Raw genomic sequence first — 24,484 nt, forward strand, 5'->3', positions numbered from 1 at the left:
TTAGTGACTCACTCTTTTTCTAAGGGCTGAGCGAAGGCCGTCACCCACGATATTTATCGACAGAACTAATAAGAATATGGTTAATCCCGGTAACGCCACGTTCCATGGCGCCAGGTAGGTTACATCAAGACCATCGGCAAGTATGGCACCCAGTTCGGGTAACGGTGACTGGGCACCTAGGTTCAAAAAACCTAGCGCTGAAATATCAATAACGGCTACCGACAATGCCAAAGTACCTTGTACAACAAGCATTTCCGTCATGTTCGGTAAAATAGAATGGACAAACAATTGCCATTTGTTTGCGCCATCTAAGCGAGACGCCAGAATATATTCTTTTTTCATTTCGGCGCGCACAAAGCTTCGTGTGCGATGAACAAACTGGGGTATCAGCGCCAATGTAATTGCCCACATGCTATTCACCAAGCCAGTTCCTAATATCGCCACAATAATAATCGCGATGAGCAACGTGGGAATGGCCATTAAGGCGTCTAAAAGGTGATTCACAATACTTGAGCGTACTCCGCGAAGCATACCGGCGAAGGTGCCAATACTCACCCCAATTAACATCGCCAATACTACCATTAAAAAGCCAGAACCTAGGGTTACTCTGCATCCATACATAATACGAGAAAATAAGTCTCTACCCAGGGCATCGGTACCGAACAAATAGGAGATAGAGCCATTGGGTTGCCAGCTTGGCGGGATCAGTAACCCATCAATGTTCTGTGCAATAGGGTCGTAGGGCGTTAGCAAAGGGGCGAATAGCGAAAAAATAACGAAAATGGCCAAGACAAATAAACCCACAATAGCGATGTGGCTTTCACGAAAGGCCAACCAGGTGCGATGCCAAGGTGACGGATGAAAGGCTTCTTCATATAAACTAAACTGAGGCACGTTCGTACTTTTCTCTGCTAGGGTCGATTATTCGGTTAAATAAATCGATTAATATAGTAAGCGATATGACAAGCGTAGATACGGCTAACATCCCTACCCGTAACGCGGGGTAATCTCTTTGGTAAATGGCTTGAATCAACCAGCTGCCAATACCCGGCCAAGAAAAGAGCGTTTCCACAATCATCGCGTTTGTTATTAAGGTGGTTATTTGAATAACCATTAAAGGAAGTATGGGAAGCAGCGCATTACGAAGCACGTGCTGGGAAAAGATTCGCCACCCAGATAATCCCCTGGAGCGCGCCGCCGCAATGTATGCCCTGTGCTTAACGTCAATCACGGAACGTCGGGTAATTCTCACCATAGAGGCTGTGGTAATGGCACCAATCGCAAAGGTTGGGATGACTAAATGAGAAAATGCATCACGAAGTGCTACACCTCTATCAATACCCTCGGCCAACAAGATATCGATAAGAATAAAACCCGTCACGGGCTCTATATCAAACAGAAGGCTGATCCTACCTGAGATAGGCGCCACTTCCAGATTTAAGCTAAAAATCAAAATTAGGATAAGTGCAAACCAATACACAGGAATGCTATAGGTTGTGATACTCAACGCATTAATGGCGTGATCTGAGGTTGAATAGCTGCGAATTCCGGCATAGTAACCAAGGGGTATACCGATAAACATTGCCATCAGTATAGCGTATGTACTTAGCTCAATTGTGGCAGGCAGGGCAATGCCAATTTCTTCTCGAAGAGAAAGGCCTGACGCTGAGCTATAGCCCCAATCACCTTGAAGAAGATTACCGAGGTAATGAACAAACTGAAAGACAATAGGCTGGTCTAAACGATATTGGCGCATCAGCGCCTCTCGTTGGATTTCATTTGCAGGCACAATGCCTGTCAGATTTTGTAGAACATCGCCAGGGAATAGGTAGGCTAGGGCAAACGACAATATTGCCAACACAAGTAGCGTTAAAATAAAGAGAATGCTGTATCGAGATAAAATTCGAATCACAGTGTTTTACTCACTCCACCAAAGCGTACACCACCAAAGGGGTTAATCTCCATTCCTTGTAGTTCCTCGCGGTACGCCTGATATCTAAAGGCGTGAGCAATGGGGACAAGAGGAAGACGTTCGTACAATAAACGATTAACTTGTTGATATATAGCACGCCTTTCTTCTATGTTGTCTGTGGCCAGTGCTTCGTCTAACAGCCTATCATAATCTTGGTTACACCACATGGCGCGATTTGTTCCTGAAGGGATGGCGCCACAACTTAAAAGGGGACGATAAAAATTATCAGGGTCGCCATTGTCTGCTGACCAACCGATAAGCACAGAGTCGTGCAAGCCCTCTCGCAAATGTCGACGGAATGTTGCCCAATCGTAACTCACAATAGTGGCCGTGACGCCCACCTCTGCGAGATAACGCTGGATAAGCTCTGCCATTTTAGCCGCGTTGGGATTGTAGGCGCGTTCAACGGGCATGGCCCAGATAGTCATGCTAAAGCCATTGGGAAACCCGGCATCAGACAGGAGTTTTCGGGCAAGTACGGGGTTATAAGCGGTATCGTCCGCGTCGCTTTGAAACGCCCAGCTTGCAGCAGGAAGCAATGTTTTTGCGCGGGTGGCACTGTCAAAATAAACCGCTTCTAACAAGGTGTTTTTATCAATGGCTGCCGCCAAGGCCCTTCTAACATCTTGATTGTCAAAGGGAGGGCGCTGGGTGTTGAAGGCCCAAAAACCAATATTAAGGCCAGGTTTTTCAGCAAGAACGAGATCTTCTTTTGCACGGATCACTTCAAGTTCGGTTTGTGCCGGAAACGCCGTTGCATCGCATTCGCCCGTCATAAGCTTTGCCAGCCTAAGTGAGCTTCTAGGCGTAATATCGTATATCAATCGCTTTGCCACAGCCTGCTCAATCCAATAATCGGGGTTTTGTTTAAAGCGAATAAAGTGGTCTTTGCGATAACTCTCGAATAAAAAAGGGCCGGTACCTATGGGATATTGGTCAATGCGATTGGGGAAGCCTTGGGCTTGTAATTGTTGGCCGTATTCGGCAGACAGAATGACTGAGAAGTCGGTGGCCAGATTGGCGAGGAAAGAGCTGTCTCTGCGTTTTAACGTAATCTCAACGCGATACCCATTTATCCTAGCCACATCCACGATATTATCGGCTAAACCTAAGCTTTCGAAATAGGGGTGCCGGCCGCCGGATACATAGTGGAAGGGATGGTTTTTATCCCGCCATCTATCAATACTAAAAATAACATCGTCTGCATTGAAATTACGTGAAGGTGTAAAATAGTCGGTAGTATGAAACTGAACATCTCTGCGTAACTGAAAAGCGTAAGTTAAGCCGTCGTCTGACACCAGCCAGCTGCTGGCTAAACTCGGAACAATGCGCCCGGTTTCTGGGTCAAAGTCGAGCAATCTATCGTAGATTTGATGGGCGGTAGCATCCGCTGTCGTACTCGATGTATCCAGTTGTGGGTTAAACGTAACGGGGTTACTTTCAGAGCAATAAATCAGACCGCTATTATAAAAGGCTTGTTCATCACGTTTGGTGCAGGCACTCAGCACCGCTAGCAAAGTGGCGATAAACGCAACGTAACCTAATGAACTAATGCGCATTGACTAACACTCCGCACTTTCTGCCGACGAATCTAATAAATTGTATTTTTTCAAATAGCCCCTTAGCTGATGGTAAGTCAAACTGAGCTTTTCCGCTGTTTTTTTCTGATTATACTGACTATCTGCCAATGCACGTTTAATCATGTCTATTTCGTGTTGTTGAGAAAGCTCTTTTAGATCTATGGGGTAGTTTGGCGCGCTTTCTCCCACATTGGTTACAGGCAGAGATGTCGTATCCTGCGTATCTGCATCGTCATTGGCAGGGGGTTGATGAGTGATTCTGGGCGCTTCATCAATGCTGCTAATTCGATCATGGGTTTTAACGCGAGATTTAGGACGGTATATAGACTCAAAAGGATCCAGAACAATTTCATGAACAGGCAGGTGAGGGTTGTTTGTGCGGTATACGGCTCGTTCTACCACATTTTTAAGTTCCCTAATATTGCCGGGCCAGTCGTACTCCATGAGTATTCGTTTGGCGCGCTCAGTAAAGCCACTAAATAATTCCATTTCGAGCTCCCTTGCCATATTGATAGCAAAGTTTTCCGCCAGCATCATAATGTCTTCTGGTCGCTCTCTTAAAGGGGGGATGGTGATAACATCGAAGGCTAAGCGGTCGAGGAGGTCAGCTCGAAATTCACCTGCGTCAGCTAACGCAGGAAGATCTTCGTTGGTTGCTGCAACTAAGCGAACATCGGTTTTCACTGTTTTGTTGCCGCCAACCCGTTCAAATTCACCATACTCCACCACGCGGAGTAGCTTTTCCTGAATTAACCCAGACGTATTTGCCAGTTCATCTAAAAACAAGGTGCCGTTATGAGCCAGCTCAAAGCGCCCTTCACGGCGTTTCGCTGCGCCGGTAAAAGCCCCCGCTTCATAGCCGAACAATTCACTTTCCAATAAGCTTTCGTTAAGTGCTGCACAGTTAAGCTTAACGTAGTTTTGATCCCAACGTTTTGACAGGAAGTGTAAACGGGCGGCCACTAGCTCTTTACCTGTCCCCCGCTCACCAATAACCAACACGGGTTTATCCAGGGGCGCTATCTGAGAAATTTGCTCTAGCACTTCTAAAAAGCTGTTGGCTTGGCCCAGCAAATTGTCTTGTTGGCGGTACCTACTCATTAATTTCCTCAATATTTAGTCATTTCGACCAATAAATAGTGTAGAGCAAAAAAAGCTGTTGTTCGAGCATTATTTAATCTGATTGAAAATTCAATTAAATTAGGGTGTTATAGTAATGACTCACATTGGCAAGCAAATTGAATACTCTTCTATAACCTATTGTTTGGTACAACCAGTTTTCGAGTAAGAGGTAATTATTATGGGTATCTTCTCGCGTTTCACTGATATTGTGAATTCAAATATTAATGCGCTGTTAGACAAAGCCGAAGATCCAGAAAAAATGGTTCGGTTGATTATTCAAGAAATGGAAGACACATTAGTTGAGGTACGTTCTGCTTCTGCTAAAACGCTGGCGAACAAAAAAGAAATTGTCAGTCAGATTAATAAGTATGAAAGTGACGTTGCCGAGTGGCAAGGAAAAGCTGAACTTGCATTAAGTAAAGATAGGGAAGATCTTGCTAGAGCGGCATTACAGGAAAAGAAAAAGTCAGCAGAAGCGGCGGAAAGTTTAAGTAAAGAGCTGTCTGTTGTTGATGAGCAAATCAGTAAGCTTCAAGATGAGATTGGTCAATTGCAAGATAAACTGGCTGATGCGAAAACGCGTCAGAAAGCTATTATTATGCGTCAGAAAACGGCCAGCTCTCGTTTAGATGTGAAGCGTACCTTGGACAGCACAAAAGTTGATAATGCCATGGGACGTTTTGAGCAATACGAGCGCAAAATTGACGATTTAGAATCGCAAGTAGACGCTTATGACCTAGGCAAAAAGACGTTAAATGATGAATTTGCGGAACTTGAGTCTGGCGATAAGATTGATGAAGAATTGGCGGCATTGAAAGCCAAAGTAAAAGGCGACAACACGTCGTCGAGTCAGTCAGAGTAAATAAAAATAAGAAAGTTAATGGTGTCTGCCCACATGATGGGCAGACCTAGATGGGTTTGTTGGAGGTTTGACAATGGATGAAGGTATCATTGCTATGCTAGTAATGCCCTTAGTCATATTTATGATTTTTGTGGCACCTATTTGGCTAATTTTACATTACCGAAGCAAAAAACAGGTTAATCAGGGGTTGAGTGCCGAAGAGCAAGCGTCGTTGCAATCGTTGGCTGAACAGGCCGAGAAAATGAGCGACCGCATTCAGACTCTTGAGGCAATTCTTGATAGTGAGGCACCTGAATGGAGGAACCGCGCATGAGACAAGGTAAACAGTTATACCGCGACACCGACAATGCGAGGATCGCAGGGGTGTGTGCCGGAATAGCGCATTATTTTGGCTTAGAAACGTGGCTGGTCAGAATTCTAACGGTTACCGGTTTCTTTTTGCTCGCTGGACCCTTTGTATTTGTTGCCTATATTGCGGGATGGTTTATTTTAGATAAGAAACCTTTGGGTGATGTAAAACATGATGAGCCGCCCACGTTTCAAGCAAGAGGCAAGGGCTGGCGTAATCAAAGCAGCAATCACGGAAGTCAAAAAGTAGAGGTGAAAACGAAGGTGTGGCAAGCAGGCGAGCCCCCTAAGCAGGCCTTTCATGATATCCGTAACCGATTCGATAGAGCGGAACAGCGCTTACGCAAAATGGAAACCTACGTAACGTCGAAAGAGTACCAATTGAATCGCGAGATAAGCCGACTGTAATCCACCCCATCATATAAAAACCACATCATTTGATGTGGTTTTTTTATGTCTTTTCAAGGGGGTATCTTGTTTTGTAAACGTAATGTTACACGTTTTGCCTTTCATTCCCGTTTCCAAAAGCTTCACCTCAAGGCCAATGTGTTTAGACTAATTGGCCTAACGTTCATGAGTGCATCGAAGTGAGTATGACAAAAGAAACGAATTACCAGTCGCGTCAACCTGACGATAAAGGCTTGATAGCCTGGTCACCAGAAGAGAACCTTGTCTGGACAGAGCTTTATGCGCGCCAACGCCCCCTAATTGAAAAGCGGGCGTGCGAGCAATATTTAAAGGGTATGGAGTTACTCAAGCTTCCCAAAGATGGCATTCCACAATTACCCGATATTGACAAGGTACTTATGGCGAACACGGGGTGGAAAACAGCCGCCGTTCCCGCGTTGATTAATTTTGGCGAGTTTTTTCGTTTGCTAGCCAATAAGCAATTTCCGGTAGCGACTTTTATTCGTACCCGGGAACAGTTTGATTATTTGCAAGAACCCGACATCTTTCATGAAGTATTTGGCCATTGCCCACTTTTAACCAACCCTGCCTTTGCTCACTTTACTCACACTTACGGCAAGCTAGGGCTAAAAGCCAGTAAAGAAGACCGCGTGTTCTTGGCGAGGTTATATTGGTTCACCGTAGAATTTGGGTTAGTGAAGTCTGGCAACGACCTGAAAATTTATGGTGGAGGCATTCTCTCATCGCCGGGAGAAACCGTGTATTCACTGGACAGTGATGTACCATTAAGACAGCCATTTACGGTTTTAGATGCGCTGAGAACACCCTATCGCATCGATATCATGCAGCCGTTATATTACATTTTGCCTTCGTTTGATCATTTGTTTGACATCGCCGAGATGGACATTATGACGTGGGTTGAAAAAGCTAAATCCCATGGGCTTTTCCCTGCGTTATTTGACACGAAAGCACGACAAGCCAGCTAGTCTTCGCACGCGGTAGTGGGGAGCCACTGCCGCTAACTTCACCTATGCTTTTATTGAGGCGGTATTGCCACTGCGGCTGTGCGCCGTATAACCGCTTTTGATTTTGCCGATTCTATTGTTATTTTTTTGTAAAAGTGTGATAGTCTGTACATATATGTTTACAATAATGATATGAATACACATATGCGCTTAGAAATTACCTGCCAAGACAGACTCGGTATTGCACAAGATGTACTGGATATACTCGTGACTCATGAGATTGACCTGCGAGGGATCGAAATAGACCCCACAGGAAAGATCTTTCTCAACTTTCCCAATATCGAATTTGCTGATTTTCAACATTTAATGCCGAAAATCAGACGTATTGATGGAATTGACGACGTTAAAACAACCTTATTCATGCCTGGGGAAAGAGAGAAAAATCAGCTTTCCGCAATTTTGAGAACCCTACCTGACCCCGTGTTTTCCATAGATGCAAAGGGGCAAATTCTGCTCTGCAATGAGGCAGTAACCTCGGGGCTAGAAATGCCAGATATCGAGGTGGTAGGCAGTGATATTGCTGACGTGGTCAAAGGCTTTAACTTTCATCGCTGGATGGAAGGAAGTGCGCCGCGCCCTCAATCTGCAAAAGTGAAGTTTATCCAGCAAGATTACCTGGCCGATATGTTACCTATTACGGTCAGTGATGGAGACAGCGGAAATATCGTGGCTGGCGCGGTTATTTTACTAAAATCTGAAATGCGGTTAGGGCAGCAATTCAGTGCTTTCCACCAATCGCCCACCGACAGTTTTGACCGTTTCGTTGTTGAGTCAGCAGTGATGCACAAGGTGGTTAATGAAGCAAAACGCATCGCCGATCTTGATGCGCCTGTCCTCATATTTGGGGAAACAGGCACAGGCAAAGAGATGATAGCCCGAGCGTGTCACCAATCTAGCCGCCGCAGTGAAGGGGCGTTTCTTGCACTTAACTGCGCCTCTTTGCCTGACAGTGTGGCAGAAACTGAACTTTTCGGGTATGCCGAAGGGGCCTTCAACCAACCTTCAGCAAAAGTTGGGCTACTTGAGCAGGCACGTGGAGGCACCTTGCTGCTCGATGAAATAGCGGATATGTCTCACCAGCTTCAAGCAAAATTATTGCGCGTATTAGAAGATGGAGAATTTCGGCGGGTAGGCGACACTCAACCGGTAAACGTAGACGTTCGCTTTATTTGTACCACATGTCGTGATTTAGGTCAGTTAGTGGAAGAAGGGCGTTTTAGAAAAGAACTGTATTACCGGCTGAACGTACTGTCGTTGGTTATGCCATCGTTAAAAGAAAGGCGACAGGATATTGTGCCACTAGCCGAGGCATTTATCGCTCAACACAGCACAAAGTTGGGGCGACGACCGGCCAAATTAAGCAAGTCGTGTGTGGAATTTCTGCAGAACTACCCGTGGCTAGGAAACGTCAGGCAATTGCAAAACGCGCTTTTTAGAGCACTATCTTTGTTAGATGGGAAAGAGATAACTAAAGAAGATATTCAGTTGCCAAGTTGCGCGCCTAGCATGACATATATTGATGAGAACTTTGATGGCAGCTTAGATGATGAAGTGAAGAAGTTCGAAAAGGACTTACTAAAACGGCTATATCCGTTTTATCCCAGTACTCGCCAGTTAGCGAAAAAGCTGGGGTTAAGCCATACTGCTATTGCAAACAAACTTAGAGAGTACGGCATCAACAAAGCGACGATTAAGCTTTGAAGGTGTCTGTTTCGTAAAGTTGACAATGCTCTCCCTCGCCTCAGCACACCCGCCTTACAGGGGGGTGTGAAGGCCAGTACGAAAGGCATCTTGTAAATCTACAGTTACGTTGTGTTTTCATTTTATTAACTCTCGTCTTCCCCTGTCTTGCCAATTAGTGGCATAAATACGCAGTAGCGGATCGCCATCACGATTGCAGCGCGTTTAGTTATCGCCAGTATTGAATGAAGCGTGAGTTAAGGTAACAGGAGAACGTAATATGAAATTAGCCAGCTATAAGAATGGGCAAAGAGACGGGGAGCTTATGATAGTGTCTCGTGATTTAGCCACTGCCTATTCTGCTGCGGGTATTGCCGACACAATGCAACAAGCACTTGATAATTGGCAACATCTCGCCCCGCAATTAGAACAACGATATGTGCAATTAAACCAAGGTGAGCTGGAGGCTTCAGCGTTCGACGAATCAAGATGTTGTTCACCTTTGCCACGCGCCTATCAGTGGGCAGACGGCAGTGCCTATGTTAACCATGTAGAGCTTGTGCGACGAGCGCGTGATGCTGAGATGCCTGAGAGTTTTTGGACCGACCCTTTAATGTATCAAGGCGGTTCAGATGATTTCATAGGGCCACGAGACGACATTATTCTCCCTAGTGACGAATGGGGAATAGACTTTGAAGGTGAAGTCGCGGTGATCACCGATGATGTTCCTATGCAATGCTCCTTGCAACAAGCGGCGGAACGTATACGCCTAGTCATGTTGGTCAATGATGTCTCGCTTCGAGGGCTTATTCCCGGTGAATTATCAAAGGGCTTCGGCTTTTTTCAATCAAAGCCGGCGTCAAGTTTCTCGCCGGTGGCTGTCACACCCGATGAACTTGAAGGGGCATGGCAAGACACCAAAGTTCACTTACCTCTGCGAACCACCTATAACGGCACTCTTTTTGGGAAACCCGATGCGGGGTCAGACATGACATTTAACTTTGCGCAGCTAGTTGCTCATGCTGCAAAAAGTAGGAACCTAGGTGCGGGGTGTATTATTGGTTCAGGGACGGTGTCTAACAAACAAGGTACTGCCCATGGGTCATCCATTGTGGAAGGAGGGCTAGGGTATTCGTGTATCGCAGAAGTGCGCATGATTGAGACCATTAGAGACGGTAAACCAAGTACCCCGTTTATGCAATTTGGCGACTTAATTCGTATAGAAATGCTCGATGGGGCAGGAAACAGCGTGTTTGGTGCCATTGAACAACAGGTAAAGCCACTGTACTAGTATTAAGTAAAACGTGGTTGGACATTCTTCATCGAATTATTGACGCACACTACGTGCAATTCCATTTTTTGCAAGGGGACCAGAGCATGAGTTTTAAGTTATATGGTTATTGGCGCTCTACCGCCACATACAGAGTTAGAATTGCACTCAATTTAAAAGGTGTTGATTATGAATATATACCGGTGCACCTTACAAGCGACGGGGGTGAGCAACATAGTGAGCGTTATAAAAAGCTTAACCCTTCGGCGTTAGTTCCTACCTTCGTTGACGATGATGAAGACATTATTCTTAACCAGTCATTGGCCATCATTGAATACCTTGATGAACGATTTCCTTCTCCCTACCCACTTATCCCTACACATAAAACAGAGCGCGCACGGGTAAGGGCGCTTGCCCAGGATATTGCTAGTGATATTCAGCCTCTTGGTAACTTGCGTGTACTTAATGCGCTAAAAGAGCATTTTAGCGCCTCGCAGGGTGACGTTTCTGAGTGGGCGGCACAATGGATAGTAAAAGGCTTTGAGGCCATTGAAGCGCGCTTACAAACTCAAGCTGGAAAGTATTGCTTTGATTTTGATATCACTATGGCCGATGTTTGCTTGGTGCCACAAGTATTTAACGCGAAGCGATTCGGCGTGGATATGAGTGCTTTTCCGTTAATCAGTAAAATTGTGAACAACTGTAATGCGTTGGACGAGTTTAAACGGGCATTGCCCGAAAACCAATCTGATAGGGTGGGGTAAGTGCTTTTGTAGCGAGGGTAACCAGCATGTATGTCGGCTTCCCCTGCTACATTTATTGCCGTTTTATGGGTAATTCCGTGGTGTTCTTAACCTGTTTTAAGGCAAAGGTAGAACTCAAGTGGTCAACAAGTGGAAGATGGGTCAGCTTGTTTTTTAACAAGTATTCATATTCTTCAATACTTTCCACGATGACTTTCAATAAGTAGTCTTTTTCACCACTGGTCGTATGACACTCGACGATTTCATCTATACCCTGTACAGCATTTTCAAAGTCGGTCAGTGAGTCTCCGTCATGATTTTTAAGTGTGACGTAGATAAATACTGAGACACCTAAATTCAGTTTTTTGCTGTTTAGTAGGGTTACCTTACCGATAATGATCCCATCAGCTTCCATGCGTTTAACCCTGCGCCAACAAGGGGTGTGAGATAATCCAACACGCTGACTCAAATCAGCCATTGAGACGGTGGCATCCTGCTGCAATACTCGCAGTATTTCACGGTCAAACTTATCTAATTTCATGCACATTTATTCCATCGTTTTTATGATAATTATTATATCGCAAAATAAATTCTAGGATAAGCATCCTAGTAAAATAGTCATCGGTATTTTTGAATTTCAGTTTATAAATGGCTTCAGTGAACATAGCAAGGCTTGTCCTCACATTGATCCGTTACACTTGGCCAATTCACCACACTAAAGTAAAAGGGACCCAATGTCAGTTTTCGATCACGCTGAATTCGATAATCACGAACATGTAGCATTTTATCATGATGAAGCATCAGGGCTCAGTGCAATTATTGCTGTACATAATACTCACTTTGGGCCTGCGTTAGGCGGCTGTCGAATGTGGCCCTATATTAATAGTACGGAAGCACTTACCGACGTGCTGAGACTATCAAAAGGCATGACCTACAAAGCCGCCATGGCAAATATTGCATTGGGCGGTGGAAAATCTGTGATCATTGGGGACCCAAGACGACAAAAGACACCCGAAATGATGGAAGCCATGGGCAAGTTTGTCGACTCACTAGGCGGGAAATATTTTACCGCCGAAGATTCAGGTATCGCGGTCACCGATTTGAAATCGATGGCAAAACATTCCGAATATATTGCTGGGGTAGATGCGCAGTATCATTATGCGGGGGAAACACCAGATGGTAATCCTGCTCCCTCTACGGCTTATGGCGTGTTTGTTGGCGTGAAAGCATCGGTAGAGCATGGTTTAAATAGAAGCCTAGAAGGCGTTACCGTAGCCATACAAGGCATGGGGCACGTAGGCTATCGCTTAGCTCAGCATCTACGCAATGCCGGAGCAAAACTCTTTGTGGCAGATATCTATCCAGAAGGGGTTGAGAAAGCGGTGAAAGAATTGGGCGCAACTGCCGTTGCACCAGAAGACATATTAAGCCTAGATGTAGATGTATTAGCACCTTGTGCGCTTGGTTCAGCAATTAATGATCAGACATTACCATTAATTAAAGCAAAAGTGATTGCGGGAGCGGCTAATAACCAGCTTGCCAGAGAAGAAATAGGCGACCTTTTGGTAGAACGCGGCATACTTTACGCCCCTGACTACGTGATAAATGCCGGTGGTATCATCGATATTTATCATCAGCGTATGGGCGCTAGTAGCAACAATGCATTGAAAACACACATCGAAGAGATTGGCGCTACGTTAAAGCTGATTTATCAGCGGGCTGAACAGGAAAATTGTGCGACGAGTCGTGTGGCAAATGCGATGGCAGAAGAACGATTTTCGAATAAGGGTTGAAAGTTACGGAGCAAATCGTCATAATGCGCCCCGCGCTTCAGACAGCAAGAATTTGCTGATTTGAATCAGGTTTCGTTTTTAATCGAAAATCCGTTTTGCGCTTCTATGGTGGGCTTTTGGTCCTCCCGCAATGATACTCTGTGAATCCGGTCAGGCCTGGAAGGGAGCAGCCGCAGCAGACGACTCATGTGCCGGGATGTGGCTGGAGGCCTGCCACCCAATACCCCCACATTATCACACCGCTGCTTTTTCTTTATCTTGTGGCTTTGTTTCCGAATTATTTAAAAACTTAATCGCTTTATCCACGGCATGGGCAACGTTCATTTCCATTTGATTGCGTTCACTTTGTGGTAGATAGAAAGCCATATCTACCTCGTAACGGATATAGCGAGGCGGTACTTGGTTTAGCGCTAAGCAGCATACATCAGCAAGGTAATCTGGGCTCTTTTCAGTATCTAAGCCTAGCTCAGTTAACCGTTCTAATACGAGATGTTCGTAATAGTTATGAATATCATCATCTAACTTCATGTTAATAGCCTTCAAAAATAGTTAGTTTTTGCTGCTACGGCTCAATGTGCCTAAACAGTCATCTCCCATATAAATGTATAGACGGTATTTCATTGATGTCGAATCGCTTTCATTAGAATTTGTATAAAAGTCACAAAATGAACCCATCCTAAAAGAAGGAAGTGACCCTTCGTATATTGATACAACGTGAAAGTCGTGACTTAATCTTACTTTTTTACTGGTCACTTAGCCCCATTGCCATGGAAATAGACTAAAAAAAGCGCAAGATGCGTCATTTTTAAAATGTCATTCATCGCAAATAGGGAACTTTTAGTCCTTATGCTTAAGTCTTATATATCATGCATTTATTGAATTATTGGTTGTTTTGTCGCCGTCATTCAACGTAAATTGTGCACTAAAAAGTTGCAAAGTGCTGTGGGTTTATGGCATTTATACTTTCGGATGAAAAGCTAAGTCCATATAAAAATCAATCGTTTAGATTATCTTTCAAAACTTTTAATAAAAAGTTAATACCTAACGAAAACACACATATATCCAGGGAGTTAAACATGCTTCAATATAAGAGAAGTGCCGCGGCATTAGCTGTAGCGCTGAGTCTTGGTGTTGCAACGCCAGCATTAGCGAATGATACTAACGGCGCCATTCAAGGTAGTGCTATCGAAATCGGTGGTGAAATCCTTTCAGGTGTTACTGTCACAATCAAAAATGTAGATACAGGCTTGACCCGTACTGCAACTACTGATGCTAACGGTAATTTCCGTTTCCCTCTTTTACCACCAGGTACGTATAACGTAGTGGCTGAAAAAGATGGTTTCCGTGAAACAATCCAAGAAAACGTGCGTGTAAGCATCAGTGGTAAAACCAACCTTGACATGAAACTGTCTAGCACTGATGTTGAGCGCATCGAAGTGACTGGTTCTACTATTGCAATGGTAGATGTAACAAGTTCAAGCACAGGTATCGTCGTAGACGCAGTAACGCTAGACCGCGTTCCTGTTCCTCGTAACCTTACTTCAGTAGCATTACTTGCTCCAGGTACAACACAAGGTGACTCGGCGTTCGGTAACCTTCCTTCAATTGGTGGTGCATCGGTTGGTGAGAATGCTTACTACATCAATGGTTTGAACATCACAAACTTCCGTACTGGTGTAGGTTCAAGCAACCCTCCATTCGACATGTATGAAACATTCGAAGTTAAGACAGGTGGTTACTCTGCAGAGTACGGTCGTGTTACTGGTGGTGTTATCAATGCTAAAACGAAAAGTGGTAGCAACGAATTTAAAGCCGGTGTAAACGTTTATTGGGAGCCAGATGCGCTTCGCGAACAGCGTAATTCTTCTCGTCGTACAACAGACGGTTTATACCGTATTGATAATACGCAAGATGAAGCCGACGTATTTGATGCTAACATTTGGGCAAGTGGTGCACTTATCGAAGACAAATTGTTCTTCTACGCACTATTTAACCCACGCTCAACTGAGCAAACTTATGCTGGTTCACAAACAAGCACTACCGGTGGTGTATTCCAAAACGTTTATGAAGAAACAGATGATGATGCGTTCTGGGTAGCAAAAATTGATTGGTACGTGACAGAAAACAACATCCTAGAAGTGACAGCGTTTTCAGATGAAGCTTCAACAGAAATCCGTCGTTACGACTCTACTGATGGCGCGTTAAGTGATACCTTTACCACAAGTTACGAAGATGAAGGTGGTTTAAACTATACGGCTAAGTGGACAAGTATCATCAATGATGACTTCTCTATCTCTGCACAGTACGGTGTAAACCAAACCGACCGTACGACACGCAGTTCATTAGATGCTAACCCAGCTGTTTACTTCCGTTATGACAGCACTGGCTCGTTCATTCCAACTAGCACCTTTGCTAACTTCTCTGTAGACCAAGGCGATGATGAACGTGAAGTATTCCGTATCGACGCTGACTGGTACTTAGACGATCACTCAATCCGCTTTGGTATCGATTCTGAGAAGCTAACGGCTTCTAACGTAACGATTAACTCAGGTGGCGCTTACTACCTTTACTATGTAGACGATAGCGATCCAGCAAACGAAGAAATCTACCAAGTTCGTCATAGAACTTATGAGGTAGGTGGTGATTTCGAATCTGAAAACTTCGCATACTACATTCAAGACCAATGGCAAGTGACTGATAACCTAGTTATCAATATGGGTGTTCGTAATGATTCATTCGAAAACTTCAATGCTAATGGCGACACTTTCGTTAAGTTAGATAACCAATGGGCACTTCGTTTAGGTGCTGTATGGGATATTAACGGCGACGGCGAGTCAAAAGCATGGGCAAGCTATGGTCGTTATTACCTACCAGTTGCGGCTAACACTAACATCCGTCTTGCGGGTGCTGAGACCTATATCCAAGAATACTATGAGTTTGAAGGCTACGCTGACGAATCTCTATTTATTCCAAACTTAACTGGCGCACAAACTCAGCCAGACGACGTATTCGCTAATGGTGAAGCTAAGTCTCCTGAAGAGCTAGTTGATAAGAACATGGATTCAATGTACTCAGATGAGTTCATCGCGGGTTACCAGTTCCAGCTTACCGACGAGTGGAGCATGGCTATCCAAGGTACTTATCGTGAACTTGCCACTACTATCGAAGACGTTGCAATCGATGCGGCGGTAATCGATTGGGCTGAAGAAAATGGTTACGGTGATGTTTCTGATATCTGGACTGGTTTCCACCAGTACGTATTAACTAACCCAGGTTCTGACATGGTTATCGGTACTACCGAATTACCAGGCACTGACGGTGAGTTAGTATACATGGACCTTTCTGCAGAGCAGCTAGGATACCCAGAGTCTGTGCGTAAATACGCTGCGGTTGACTTTACTTGGGAACGTGCTTGGGACGGTGTTTGGATGTTAAACGCAGCCTACACATGGTCACACAGCTGGGGTAACAACGAAGGTTATGTACGTTCAGATAACGGTCAGGACGATGCGGGTCTAACAACATTGTTTGACCAACCAGGGCTTCTTGATGGCGCATACGGTGACCTACCTAACGATCGTCGTCACCAAGTTAAACTATATGGTGCATACGCAGTTACAGAAGACCTAACACTTGGTGCTAACTTCCAGTTCTGGACTGGTCGACCAATTAACGCTTTTGGTTACCACCCAACAGATATTTTTGCACAAGCGTATGACTCTGAGTCATTCTACGCAGGTGGTGAGCTAGCTCCACGTGGTTCACGTGGCCGCACAAGCAGCTACTACTCACTTGATTTATCAGCATCTTACAACATCGATATTGGTGATGACCAAACTCTGATTGTACGTGCTGACATCTTTAACGTGCTTAACAACGACAAGGTCACTGAAGTTTATGAGATCTACGATGATGAATCATCGCTTGATCCATTAAACCCTGATGTAGATCCTAACTACGGTTTGCCAACGGCTTGGCAGACTCCACGTTACGTTCGTTTCAGCGTAAACTATACGTTCTAATTATTTAGAACTCCTAACAAGGAAGTGCACTCATCGCACTTCCTTGTTTTTTCATCTCAATTTGTACAAAAAAACACCTCCTCCTCCCCTTCTTTTGTTACTTCCTCGTTAATTGTAAGTAAAGATTTACAAAAAACAGAAAAAATTTGCAAAAAAATTGAACTTTTTGGGCTTGCTTTCCCCATCTCAGTTGACCGTATTCTTTTCTTGTGGTTATTATCTTAAAGAGGCTTTAAGCCTTGCTAATAATAATGTCGCTAAAAAGCGATGAATACACACACTAATACGATTAGTGGTCCAGGGAGACAATACATGTTTAATAATTCTAAACTGGCTACGTCAGTGAAGCTTGCTTGTGCATTTGGTTCAGTGATGGCCATTTCTGCTAGCAACTACGCGCTAGCTCAAGAAGAAGCAACGACAGAAAAAGATGCAGAAGAAGTAGTTGAGAAAATCCAGGTCACTGGTTCTCGTATTTCTCGCGTAGATTTAGAAGCCACCCAACCCATTAGTTACATTGACGATAGCTACATTAAAGATCGCGGTATGACTAACGCTATCACCGCGGTATTAGATTTACCGGGTGTGATTGCAGGTGTGACCCCTGAAATTGGTGGAAATACTGCTGCGAATGGCCAAGCCCTTGGCCAAAACACCATTAGCTTATACGGCTTAGGTTCACAACGTACACTTACGCTTATTAACGGTAGTCGTTTTATTTCGAGTAACTCACCAGTAGGCGGGGGCGGTGCGCCAGGTGGCCAGGTTGATGTTAACAACATTCCTGTTGCTTTGATCGACCGCGTTGAGGTAATGAAAGTGGGTGGTGCGCCAGTTTACGGTGCCGATGCCGTAGCCGGTGTGGTTAACTACATTCTGAAAAAAGACTATGAAGGCGCTGAGTTTTCATATGACTATACTTCGTTCAATGGAATAGCGGCTGACAATTCATTCCGCGCGCTTATCGGCGGTAATTTCGCTGAAGACAAAGGTAATATTGTTGTTGCCCTTGAGTACAATGAAACAGAAAATATCGCTGCTCGCGATGTGCCTGGACTCGCAAACGACTGGGGTAGCTTCACGCCAGCAGACGGTAACGGTGTTGAGAACGATGATGGCGAAGTACCAGCAAACCAAGTGTTATTGGTACCAGACCCACGTGCCGGTATCTTGTCATTCAGTGGCCTAGTAACGCCAGGTTCAACGGCAATTACTAACTTTGGTTTAGGAGCTTGGGGCGACGGTAACTTTTATCAATTCGACCCAGCCGGCTCTGGTAGCTTGGTATCTTACGATCCAGGTGTTGCTACAGGTAACGCAGTTTGGGCGTCAGGTGGTGACGGCTTAAACCTGCTAGAAACCAATACAGCGCGTGAAGGCTATGAACGTTATAACTTATCTGTTATTGCCAACTATGAGCTGGCAGAAGATTTAAACCTAGAAGTGACGGTTTTCTCAAACCGCTCTGATGCAGGAAACCAAGGTTACCAAGCACTTCAGTACAATTCAGGTGTATTCGGTGGTTCGGGTGCAGCGCTTAGCTTCAATACCTCAAACCCTTACTTAACAACTGACACTCGCACGCAACTGGAAGGTTTGCTAGGCGGAGAAGGCGATTTCTATTATCACCGTGGTTGGGTAAACTTAGGTCAACGTGAAATTATCAACGAATCGTCGGTAAACAGCTACCGTGCTGAATTAACCAGCTTCTTTGATGTGGGCGACAGAACCTTCGATTGGGCACTTTCATACCAGAAAGGTATCAGTAGTGTTTATTCACAAGATCAGGGCCTAAACATTCCTAAGTTCTTTGCTGCGTTAGATGTGGGTGTTAACCCAGAAACTGGCCAGATTGACTGCTTGTACAACTACACGGATGACTACGAAGGTGGCTTCGTTGCAGAAAATCATGGTTTGACTGATTCTGAGAACATTTTAGGTGCTCAAGGCACCTGTTCTCCGCTAAATCCGTTTGGTACTCCAACAGACGCGTCACTTGATTACATCAAATACAACGACCAAGGCCAAACGCGTATAGAGCAGTCTATTTTGGCGGGTTATTTAAGTGGTGAAATCTTCGACCTACCGGCGGGTGGTGTCGGTTTTGCAACAGGCTTCGAGCGTCGTGAAGAATACGCAGAGTTCCGTCCAGACGGCTCAGCCGAATTAGTCGGTCTATCTGATAACTCCACAGCGGGTGGTTATACAACGCAAGACGTTTATGCTGAAGCGATTATCCCTATCATTTCTAGTGACATGGATATTCCAGGGTTGCATACGTTAAGTGTTGATACGTCTTATCGTTATATTGATAACGATCGTTCAGGCGAAGATAGCATTTGGGCTGTTGGTCTAAACTATCGTCCAATTGAAGAAGTGATGGTGCGTTACAACATTACCGAAACGGTACGTGCGCCGGCAATCACAGAGCTATTCTTGCCTGTGGTTGAGTCTTCTCAGTTTGCTACCGACCCTTGTGATGCGCGTAATCTAGAAAGTGGACCTAACCCAGATGTTCGTCAAGCGAACTGTGCGGCTGAAGGTTTACCGACAGACTTTGCAAGTATTGCACAAAATGCATCTCGTCGTGGTTTCACAGGTGGTAACGATTCACTTGCGAACGAAGAAGCGAAAAGCATGAACGTGGGTATTATCTATACGCCGGGTTGGGCTGAAGGGTTAGACTTCTCATTCGACTATATCGATATTGAACTAACCAATGCAATTGTATCTTTCACGCTAACTGACATTATGAACGCGTGTTACGATGCAACAGATTATCCTAACCGTTTTTGTGACCAGTTCGAACGTGAAGCAGATGGCCAGTTACCTGCGCTTAACGCCTTTACATCTGGTTACGTGAATGCTGCACTTCGTAACTTTAAAGCGGCTGAATATACAGCAAACTACAAGAACGATTTAACAGATTACCCACTCATTGGTGACTACTTTGACGGCGATGACGGTTCGTTATCGTTCCGCTTTAGCTTCTTCAAGCTCATTCAGGACGAAATTTCGAATACGGGCTTCGATTTTACCGACGACCATGGTGAATTCGACAATCCAGACCTTATCGCAAACGGGCAAATTACTTACTCTGTAGGTGATTTAATTACCTTCTTGGATATCAATTATACTGACCGTACTTCGCGTAACGTAAATCAAACGCCGTACCAGTATATTGACCAAAATGGTAACCCGTACACGGAAATTCCATCTCGTACATTGTTCGATTTTGGTGCAGTCTATTACGTATCTGAAGAAGTTTCAGTTCGTGCATCAGTACAGAACCTGTTCGATTGGTCAGCAAGTCCTAAAGAAACTGCTGTCGGTCTGTGGTCATACGGACGTACATACAATGTTGGTTTAACCGCGCGTTTCTAATACCGCGAAATAAGCTGATTAAAAAGCCTGCATATGCAGGCTTTTTTTTTAATATTAATTTCGTTAACACAGACTTCACTTATCACATTTTGGTGCAAGTAATATAAGCCTGCTCTATTTTGGCGCGTATTAAGCCTAAAAATAAGTAATTTCTTCTTAATGGGTTTTGCATACTTATTCGCCAGTGCCGCTATTATAGAAACTCGTAGTAAAGATAACTTCGAGTCTTTTAAGCACATTTGCAAGAATGATGAGGGGTTTTTAGCGCTTTTTATTGAAAACGTTTACCTATATAAAAATGGATGAATAACGACAAAAATTGAATCGTTTAAGACACTTTTTGCCATAGTGAAAGACATTGGAATGAAAACTGCACGCTTATTGACCAAGCGGAGCAAAATCTATGTGGTGTAAACAGGCTGTTACTTGACTCCACGTTACATTCCATGTGAGTATACTACGTTCGTAGTACTGGCGATTGTCGTCGGTGCTGCATTCCTGAAACAAAATTGTAAAAGTTTTATAAGCCCCTTGCCGAGTGGTTATCATTATCGGCGAGGATTCAAATAAGAAATTTGGTTGGGAACTATGTCCAAAATGAGCAAGAGAACTCTTATTGCTTCTACTGTTATGGGTGCATTCGCACTAACAGGTAGCGCAGTCTCTGCAGATACGCTTGACGAACTTCATAAAGAAGAAGCGAAAATCCACGCGGCTGCAGCGAAATCTCAAGAAAAAATCAACACGTTGTTTGAGCAATCTCAAGAATTACTTGTTGAGTATCGTCAAACAGTAGATGAGACAGAAAACCTTAAAATCTACAATGACTATATCGCAAGCCTAGTTGCAGATCAGCAACGCGGTATTGATTCATTACAACGTCAAATCGACAGCATCGAGCAAACTAAGCAGGGCATCGTTCCTCTTATGTTCCGCATGATTGACAGCCTAGAGCAGTTTATCAAGCTTGATCGTCCTATTCATTTAGAAGAGCGTCTAGAGCGTGTTAACCGTCTTCGCGACGTTATGGCAAACTCTAACGTAACTGTATCTGAGCAGTTCCGCCAAGTTATCGAAGCATATCTTGTGGAAGTTGAATACGGCACTAAGATCGACTCATATCAAGGGACGATTGATGACGCAGGTACAGAGGTTACTGTTGACTTCTTTAACCTTGGTCGTTCAGCACTTGTCGCTCTATCTCTAGACCAATCTCATGCATGGGTTTGGAATAATGAGAGCCGCGCTTGGGAAAAACTAGGTGATGAGTATCTTTCATCAGTTGTTGATGCAGTTAAAATGGCCAATGGCGTCATTCCTGCAGACCTAATCAAACTACCTATTAGTGCAGCGGAGTAATAGTTAATGAAACCAGTATTCAAATCTCTTTTAGCCGCTGCTACGTTCGCAGTTGCAGCAACCGGAGCTCAAGCTCAGGAAGCAAAGAGCCTGAAAGAACTGCTTGAACAGGTTCAGGATAACCGTGTTTCTGAAACACGTATTAATAAACAACGTGAAGCTGAGTTCCAAGCAGCACGTGCTGATAAGCAAGCGCTTCTTCGCAAAGCGCAAAGCGAACTTAAAGCAGAGCAAGGTCGTGGTGACCGTCTTCAAAAGCAATTTTCTGACAACGAAGTCACGTTGAACGAAAAATCTGCTGAGCTAGACCAAGCTACTGGTACGCTAGGCGAAATGTTCGGTGTTGTTCGTCAAGCCGCTTCTGAAGCTTATGGCCGTGTATCAACCTCTATCGTTAGTGCACAATTCCCAGGTCGTAGCCAGTTCCTAGCTGAAATGTCTGAAGATTCTAAAGGTCTTCCAAACATTCAAGAACTTGAAGATCTATGGTTTGCGTTACAGAAAGAAATGACAGAAGGCGGTGAAGTAGTTCGCTTCACAACTGAAGTTGTTAACCTTGACGGCGGTTCATCACAGCAAGAAGTTGTTCGTATTGGTACTTTCAACCTTGTTGGTGCAGACGGTTACCTAACGTACGATGCTGAAAACGAAATTGTTCAGCCTCTAGGTCGTCAGCCAGATGGTCACTTCGTAGCGTCTGCTGAAGATCTTGTTGATGCGACGTCTGGTCTTGTTCCTTTCTATGCTGACCCTTCTCAAGGTGCAATCCTTGGTCTATTGAAGCAGAAAGCAACAATGTCTGAGCGTTATCATGCAGGTGGTCCAGTAGGTTACACCATCACTGCTATGCTAATCATCGGTCTACTTATTGGTCTTTATAAGCTAATTACGTTAACCATCGTTGGTGGCAAAATGCGTTCACAGCTTAAGAACCCAGGTAGCCCATCTGAAGGTAACCCTCTAGGTCGTATCCTAAAAGTTTACCAAGAAAACAAAACTGCTGATGCAGAAAACCTTGAGCTTAAGCTTGATGAAGCGATTCTTCGTGAACTTCCACGTATTGAAAGCGGCATTAACGTAATCAAGATTTTCGCTGCTATCGCGCCTCTACTTGGTCTACTAGGTACAGTACTTGGTATGATTGCCACCTTCCAAACAATCACATTGTTCGGTACAGGTGACCCTCGTATGATGGCAGGAAGTATCTCTATGGCTCTTGTAACTACTGCTCAGGGTATCATCGCGGCATTGCCACTGATTCTTACTCACAGCATCGTAGCTTCTCGTAGCAAGTCAATCATCCACATTCTTGATGAGCAAACTGCGGGTATCGTAGCTGCTCACTCAGAGTCGGAGAAAGCGTAATATGAATTACCTGATTGGATTATTTGAATCGGTCAGGGACTTTATCGCTACCGGCGGTGACGTGCTGTATTTCGTTGCTGCCGCGCTCTTTCTCATGTGGGTTTTAATGATTGAGCGTTACTGGTATTTAACCTCGGTCTTTCCAAAGGTGAAGAAATCTATCATCCAAAATTGGGATGCCCGAGCTGATACCACATCATGGTATGCGCATAGAATCCGTGACGCGTGGATTTCTCAAGCGTCAGATGCACTGAACGCGCGAATGCTGATTATACGTACCATTATTGCAATGTGTCCGTTAATCGGGTTACTAGGAACAGTAACCGGTATGATCGGTGTATTCGAGACAATGGCAACACAGGGCACCAGTAACGCCCGTCTAATGGCAGCTGGTATCTCTATGGCAACAATTCCTACAATGGCAGGAATGGTCGCCGCGCTATCTGGGCTGTTTATCAGTTCTCGTCTTGAAGCGAAAGTGAAGCTGGCACGAGAAGGGCTAGTTGATAGCCTGCCACATCATTAGAGAGAGAGATTATGGCTCGAAAAGTCAGAACCGAGGAAGAAGATGCACAGATCGACATGACGCCCATGTTGGACATCGTGTTTATCATGCTTATCTTCTTTATCGTTACCACTGTTTTCGTTAAAGAAGCAGGGATTGAAGTTAATAAGCCAGATGCGAGCCAGGCGATCCTTCATAAAAATGCGAATATCTTCATAGCAGTTACAGAAGATGGCAGCGTTTGGTTGGATAAACGTGAAGTGTCGCCGGACAGCGTTAGAGCGAATATTGAACGACTGCTTACCGAGCAGCCAACAGACTATGTAATCATTCAAGCTGATGTTAAAGCGAAGCATGGTTTGGTAGTTGAAATTATGGACCAAGTTAAAGCCGCTGGCGTTAACCGAGTCTCGGTAGCAGCAAGGGGTTAAGATGTTACGTATAATTGTATCTATATTGCTAGGTGCTGGTGTTGCATTTGCCCTTTTCGTATTGATGGCTAAGCTGATTGAAAACTCAGCGCGGCCAGCAGACGAAGTACCTGAAGCACCGGTAATCGATATTGTGATGCAGGAACCAGACGACCAGACGCAAACGCGTCAACGTGTTCCGCCTCCACCTCCGCCTCCGCCGCAACAGCCTCCTAAAATGGAACCTGTTGAGCCAGAAGCGGCTGAACCAGATGCAGATGGATTTAGCTTAGCTATTCCAGCTGTAGACACGGGTGGTGTTGGCGTAAACATTGGTGGTGTTGGTGCCATGCAGCGTGACGGTGACGCCACGCCTATCGTTCGTATCGATCCTAAGTATCCACCTCAAGCTGCCCGTGACGGTAGAGAAGGTTGGGTAAGATTGTCTTTCACTATCAACGAGGTTGGTGGTGTTGAAGATATCGAAGTAATCGAAGCAGAACCTAAGCGTATATTCGACCGTGAAGCACGTCGTGCTCTACGTAAGTGGAAATATAAGCCTAAGATCGTAGATGGCAAGCCGGTTAAACAGCCAGGCATGTTTGTTCAGCTAGACTTTAAACTGGAGCAATGATC

21 protein-coding genes and 1 other RNA gene are annotated in these 24,484 nt (G+C 44.7%); 16 read left to right on the forward strand and 6 right to left on the reverse strand.

Annotated elements, in window-relative coordinates:
• The 4 genes from EP13_RS05330 to pspF are packed head-to-tail and all read right to left on the reverse strand — an operon-like array spanning nt 1 to nt 4,653.
• Nucleotides 1–894, reverse strand: a complete 894-nt coding sequence (locus EP13_RS05330; protein ID WP_044056382.1) for an ABC transporter permease subunit — start codon at nt 892–894, stop codon at nt 1–3.
• Nucleotides 881–1,912, reverse strand: a complete 1,032-nt coding sequence (locus EP13_RS05335; protein ID WP_044056383.1) for an ABC transporter permease — start codon at nt 1,910–1,912, stop codon at nt 881–883. The genes EP13_RS05330 and EP13_RS05335 overlap by 14 nt, the downstream gene beginning before the upstream one ends.
• On the reverse strand, nt 1,909–3,531 hold the full coding sequence (locus tag EP13_RS05340) for an ABC transporter substrate-binding protein (RefSeq protein ID WP_044056384.1): 1,623 nt from the start codon (nt 3,529–3,531) through the stop codon (nt 1,909–1,911). The genes EP13_RS05335 and EP13_RS05340 overlap by 4 nt, the downstream gene beginning before the upstream one ends.
• 3 nt (nt 3,532–3,534) lie before the next feature.
• The gene (gene pspF / locus EP13_RS05345; RefSeq protein ID WP_044056385.1) at nt 3,535–4,653 is read right to left on the reverse strand and encodes a phage shock protein operon transcriptional activator; all 1,119 of its coding nucleotides are present in this window, start codon (nt 4,651–4,653) and stop codon (nt 3,535–3,537) included.
• A 199-nt stretch (nt 4,654–4,852) separates the two neighbouring features.
• On the opposite strand from pspF, the gene pspA reads away from it, so the two are divergent.
• From pspA to maiA, 7 genes are all read left to right on the forward strand, one after another.
• Complete coding sequence (gene pspA, locus EP13_RS05350) at nt 4,853–5,536, forward strand: phage shock protein PspA (RefSeq protein WP_044056386.1); 684 nt, start codon at nt 4,853–4,855, stop codon at nt 5,534–5,536.
• A gap of 73 nt (nt 5,537–5,609) precedes the next feature.
• A complete protein-coding gene (gene pspB / locus EP13_RS05355) occupies nt 5,610–5,849 on the forward strand; it encodes an envelope stress response membrane protein PspB (protein ID WP_044056387.1) in 240 nt (79 codons plus the stop codon).
• Complete coding sequence (gene pspC / locus EP13_RS05360) at nt 5,846–6,292, forward strand: envelope stress response membrane protein PspC (protein WP_044056388.1); 447 nt, start codon at nt 5,846–5,848, stop codon at nt 6,290–6,292. Before pspB ends, pspC begins: the two co-directional genes overlap by 4 nt.
• A gap of 185 nt (nt 6,293–6,477) precedes the next feature.
• Nucleotides 6,478–7,278 (forward strand): phenylalanine 4-monooxygenase, encoded by an 801-nt coding sequence (phhA, locus tag EP13_RS05365; RefSeq protein ID WP_044056389.1) that lies wholly within the window; start codon nt 6,478–6,480, stop codon nt 7,276–7,278.
• 183 nt (nt 7,279–7,461) lie between these two features.
• Nucleotides 7,462–9,018: a transcriptional regulator TyrR gene (tyrR, locus tag EP13_RS05370; protein ID WP_044056390.1), complete on the forward strand. Its 1,557-nt coding sequence runs from the start codon at nt 7,462–7,464 to the stop codon at nt 9,016–9,018.
• Nucleotides 9,019–9,277: 259 nt separating this feature from the next.
• A complete protein-coding gene (locus tag EP13_RS05375) occupies nt 9,278–10,288 on the forward strand; it encodes a fumarylacetoacetate hydrolase family protein (protein WP_044056392.1) in 1,011 nt (336 codons plus the stop codon).
• 86 nt (nt 10,289–10,374) lie between these two features.
• A complete protein-coding gene (gene maiA, locus EP13_RS05380) occupies nt 10,375–11,031 on the forward strand; it encodes a maleylacetoacetate isomerase (RefSeq protein ID WP_044056394.1) in 657 nt (218 codons plus the stop codon).
• 52 nt (nt 11,032–11,083) lie between these two features.
• On the opposite strand, the gene EP13_RS05385 is transcribed toward maiA, so the two are convergent.
• Nucleotides 11,084–11,551, reverse strand: a complete 468-nt coding sequence (locus tag EP13_RS05385; protein ID WP_044056395.1) for an Lrp/AsnC family transcriptional regulator — start codon at nt 11,549–11,551, stop codon at nt 11,084–11,086.
• Nucleotides 11,552–11,744: 193 nt separating this feature from the next.
• Here EP13_RS05385 and EP13_RS05390 point away from each other — a divergent pair, with 193 nt between their 5' ends.
• Both EP13_RS05390 and ffs read left to right on the forward strand, forming a co-directional pair.
• Nucleotides 11,745–12,803 carry a Glu/Leu/Phe/Val dehydrogenase dimerization domain-containing protein gene (locus EP13_RS05390; protein ID WP_044056397.1) on the forward strand — a complete coding sequence of 353 codons (1,059 nt, stop codon included), beginning with the start codon at nt 11,745–11,747 and terminating at the stop codon, nt 12,801–12,803.
• 114 nt (nt 12,804–12,917) lie between these two features.
• Nucleotides 12,918–13,014, forward strand: an RNA gene (gene ffs, locus EP13_RS19035) — signal recognition particle sRNA small type.
• A 23-nt stretch (nt 13,015–13,037) separates the two neighbouring features.
• Here ffs and EP13_RS05395 read toward each other — a convergent pair.
• The gene (locus EP13_RS05395) at nt 13,038–13,331 is read right to left on the reverse strand and encodes a late competence development ComFB family protein (RefSeq protein ID WP_044056398.1); all 294 of its coding nucleotides are present in this window, start codon (nt 13,329–13,331) and stop codon (nt 13,038–13,040) included.
• Between the two features lie 548 nt (nt 13,332–13,879).
• Between EP13_RS05395 and EP13_RS05400 the strand changes: the two genes are divergently transcribed.
• From EP13_RS05400 to EP13_RS05430, 7 genes are all read left to right on the forward strand, one after another.
• The gene (locus tag EP13_RS05400) at nt 13,880–16,825 is read left to right on the forward strand and encodes a TonB-dependent receptor (RefSeq protein WP_044058765.1); all 2,946 of its coding nucleotides are present in this window, start codon (nt 13,880–13,882) and stop codon (nt 16,823–16,825) included.
• A 312-nt stretch (nt 16,826–17,137) separates the two neighbouring features.
• Complete coding sequence (locus EP13_RS05405) at nt 17,138–20,209, forward strand: TonB-dependent receptor domain-containing protein (RefSeq protein ID WP_044056399.1); 3,072 nt, start codon at nt 17,138–17,140, stop codon at nt 20,207–20,209.
• 597 nt (nt 20,210–20,806) lie between these two features.
• Nucleotides 20,807–21,568, forward strand: a complete 762-nt coding sequence (locus EP13_RS05410; protein ID WP_044056400.1) for a DUF3450 domain-containing protein — start codon at nt 20,807–20,809, stop codon at nt 21,566–21,568.
• Between the two features lie 6 nt (nt 21,569–21,574).
• The gene (locus tag EP13_RS05415; RefSeq protein WP_044056401.1) at nt 21,575–22,933 is read left to right on the forward strand and encodes a MotA/TolQ/ExbB proton channel family protein; all 1,359 of its coding nucleotides are present in this window, start codon (nt 21,575–21,577) and stop codon (nt 22,931–22,933) included.
• A 1-nt stretch (nt 22,934) separates the two neighbouring features.
• Nucleotides 22,935–23,459 (forward strand): MotA/TolQ/ExbB proton channel family protein, encoded by a 525-nt coding sequence (locus EP13_RS05420; RefSeq protein ID WP_044056402.1) that lies wholly within the window; start codon nt 22,935–22,937, stop codon nt 23,457–23,459.
• Nucleotides 23,460–23,470: 11 nt separating this feature from the next.
• On the forward strand, nt 23,471–23,869 hold the full coding sequence (locus EP13_RS05425; protein WP_044056403.1) for an ExbD/TolR family protein: 399 nt from the start codon (nt 23,471–23,473) through the stop codon (nt 23,867–23,869).
• Nucleotide 23,870: 1 nt separating this feature from the next.
• The gene (locus tag EP13_RS05430) at nt 23,871–24,482 is read left to right on the forward strand and encodes an energy transducer TonB (protein ID WP_044056404.1); all 612 of its coding nucleotides are present in this window, start codon (nt 23,871–23,873) and stop codon (nt 24,480–24,482) included.
• The last annotated feature ends 2 nt before the right edge of the window (nt 24,483–24,484 follow it).

The organism is Alteromonas australica (assembly GCF_000730385.1).
In the GTDB taxonomy this organism is placed as follows: domain Bacteria; phylum Pseudomonadota; class Gammaproteobacteria; order Enterobacterales; family Alteromonadaceae; genus Alteromonas; species Alteromonas australica.

Excerpts from the sequence above, each read along its gene's own strand:
- pspA (WP_044056386.1), top strand. The coding sequence starts at position 4,853 with ATGGGTATCTTCTCGCGTTTCACTGATATTGTGAATTCAAATATTAAT.
- EP13_RS05390 (WP_044056397.1), top strand. The coding sequence starts at position 11,745 with ATGTCAGTTTTCGATCACGCTGAATTCGATAATCACGAACATGTAGCA.
- EP13_RS05430 (WP_044056404.1), top strand. The coding sequence starts at position 23,871 with ATGTTACGTATAATTGTATCTATATTGCTAGGTGCTGGTGTTGCATTT.
- EP13_RS05340 (WP_044056384.1), bottom strand. The coding sequence starts at position 3,531 with ATGCGCATTAGTTCATTAGGTTACGTTGCGTTTATCGCCACTTTGCTA.
- EP13_RS05375 (WP_044056392.1), top strand. The coding sequence starts at position 9,278 with ATGAAATTAGCCAGCTATAAGAATGGGCAAAGAGACGGGGAGCTTATG.
- EP13_RS05420 (WP_044056402.1), top strand. The coding sequence starts at position 22,935 with ATGAATTACCTGATTGGATTATTTGAATCGGTCAGGGACTTTATCGCT.
- EP13_RS05425 (WP_044056403.1), top strand. The coding sequence starts at position 23,471 with ATGGCTCGAAAAGTCAGAACCGAGGAAGAAGATGCACAGATCGACATG.
- EP13_RS05415 (WP_044056401.1), top strand. The coding sequence starts at position 21,575 with ATGAAACCAGTATTCAAATCTCTTTTAGCCGCTGCTACGTTCGCAGTT.
- EP13_RS05410 (WP_044056400.1), top strand. The coding sequence starts at position 20,807 with ATGAGCAAGAGAACTCTTATTGCTTCTACTGTTATGGGTGCATTCGCA.
- maiA (WP_044056394.1), top strand. The coding sequence starts at position 10,375 with ATGAGTTTTAAGTTATATGGTTATTGGCGCTCTACCGCCACATACAGA.
- EP13_RS05385 (WP_044056395.1), bottom strand. The coding sequence starts at position 11,551 with ATGAAATTAGATAAGTTTGACCGTGAAATACTGCGAGTATTGCAGCAG.
- EP13_RS05405 (WP_044056399.1), top strand. The coding sequence starts at position 17,138 with ATGTTTAATAATTCTAAACTGGCTACGTCAGTGAAGCTTGCTTGTGCA.
- EP13_RS05395 (WP_044056398.1), bottom strand. The coding sequence starts at position 13,331 with ATGAAGTTAGATGATGATATTCATAACTATTACGAACATCTCGTATTA.
- pspB (WP_044056387.1), top strand. The coding sequence starts at position 5,610 with ATGGATGAAGGTATCATTGCTATGCTAGTAATGCCCTTAGTCATATTT.
- EP13_RS05400 (WP_044058765.1), top strand. The coding sequence starts at position 13,880 with ATGCTTCAATATAAGAGAAGTGCCGCGGCATTAGCTGTAGCGCTGAGT.
- pspF (WP_044056385.1), bottom strand. The coding sequence starts at position 4,653 with ATGAGTAGGTACCGCCAACAAGACAATTTGCTGGGCCAAGCCAACAGC.
- pspC (WP_044056388.1), top strand. The coding sequence starts at position 5,846 with ATGAGACAAGGTAAACAGTTATACCGCGACACCGACAATGCGAGGATC.
- tyrR (WP_044056390.1), top strand. The coding sequence starts at position 7,462 with ATGCGCTTAGAAATTACCTGCCAAGACAGACTCGGTATTGCACAAGAT.
- phhA (WP_044056389.1), top strand. The coding sequence starts at position 6,478 with ATGACAAAAGAAACGAATTACCAGTCGCGTCAACCTGACGATAAAGGC.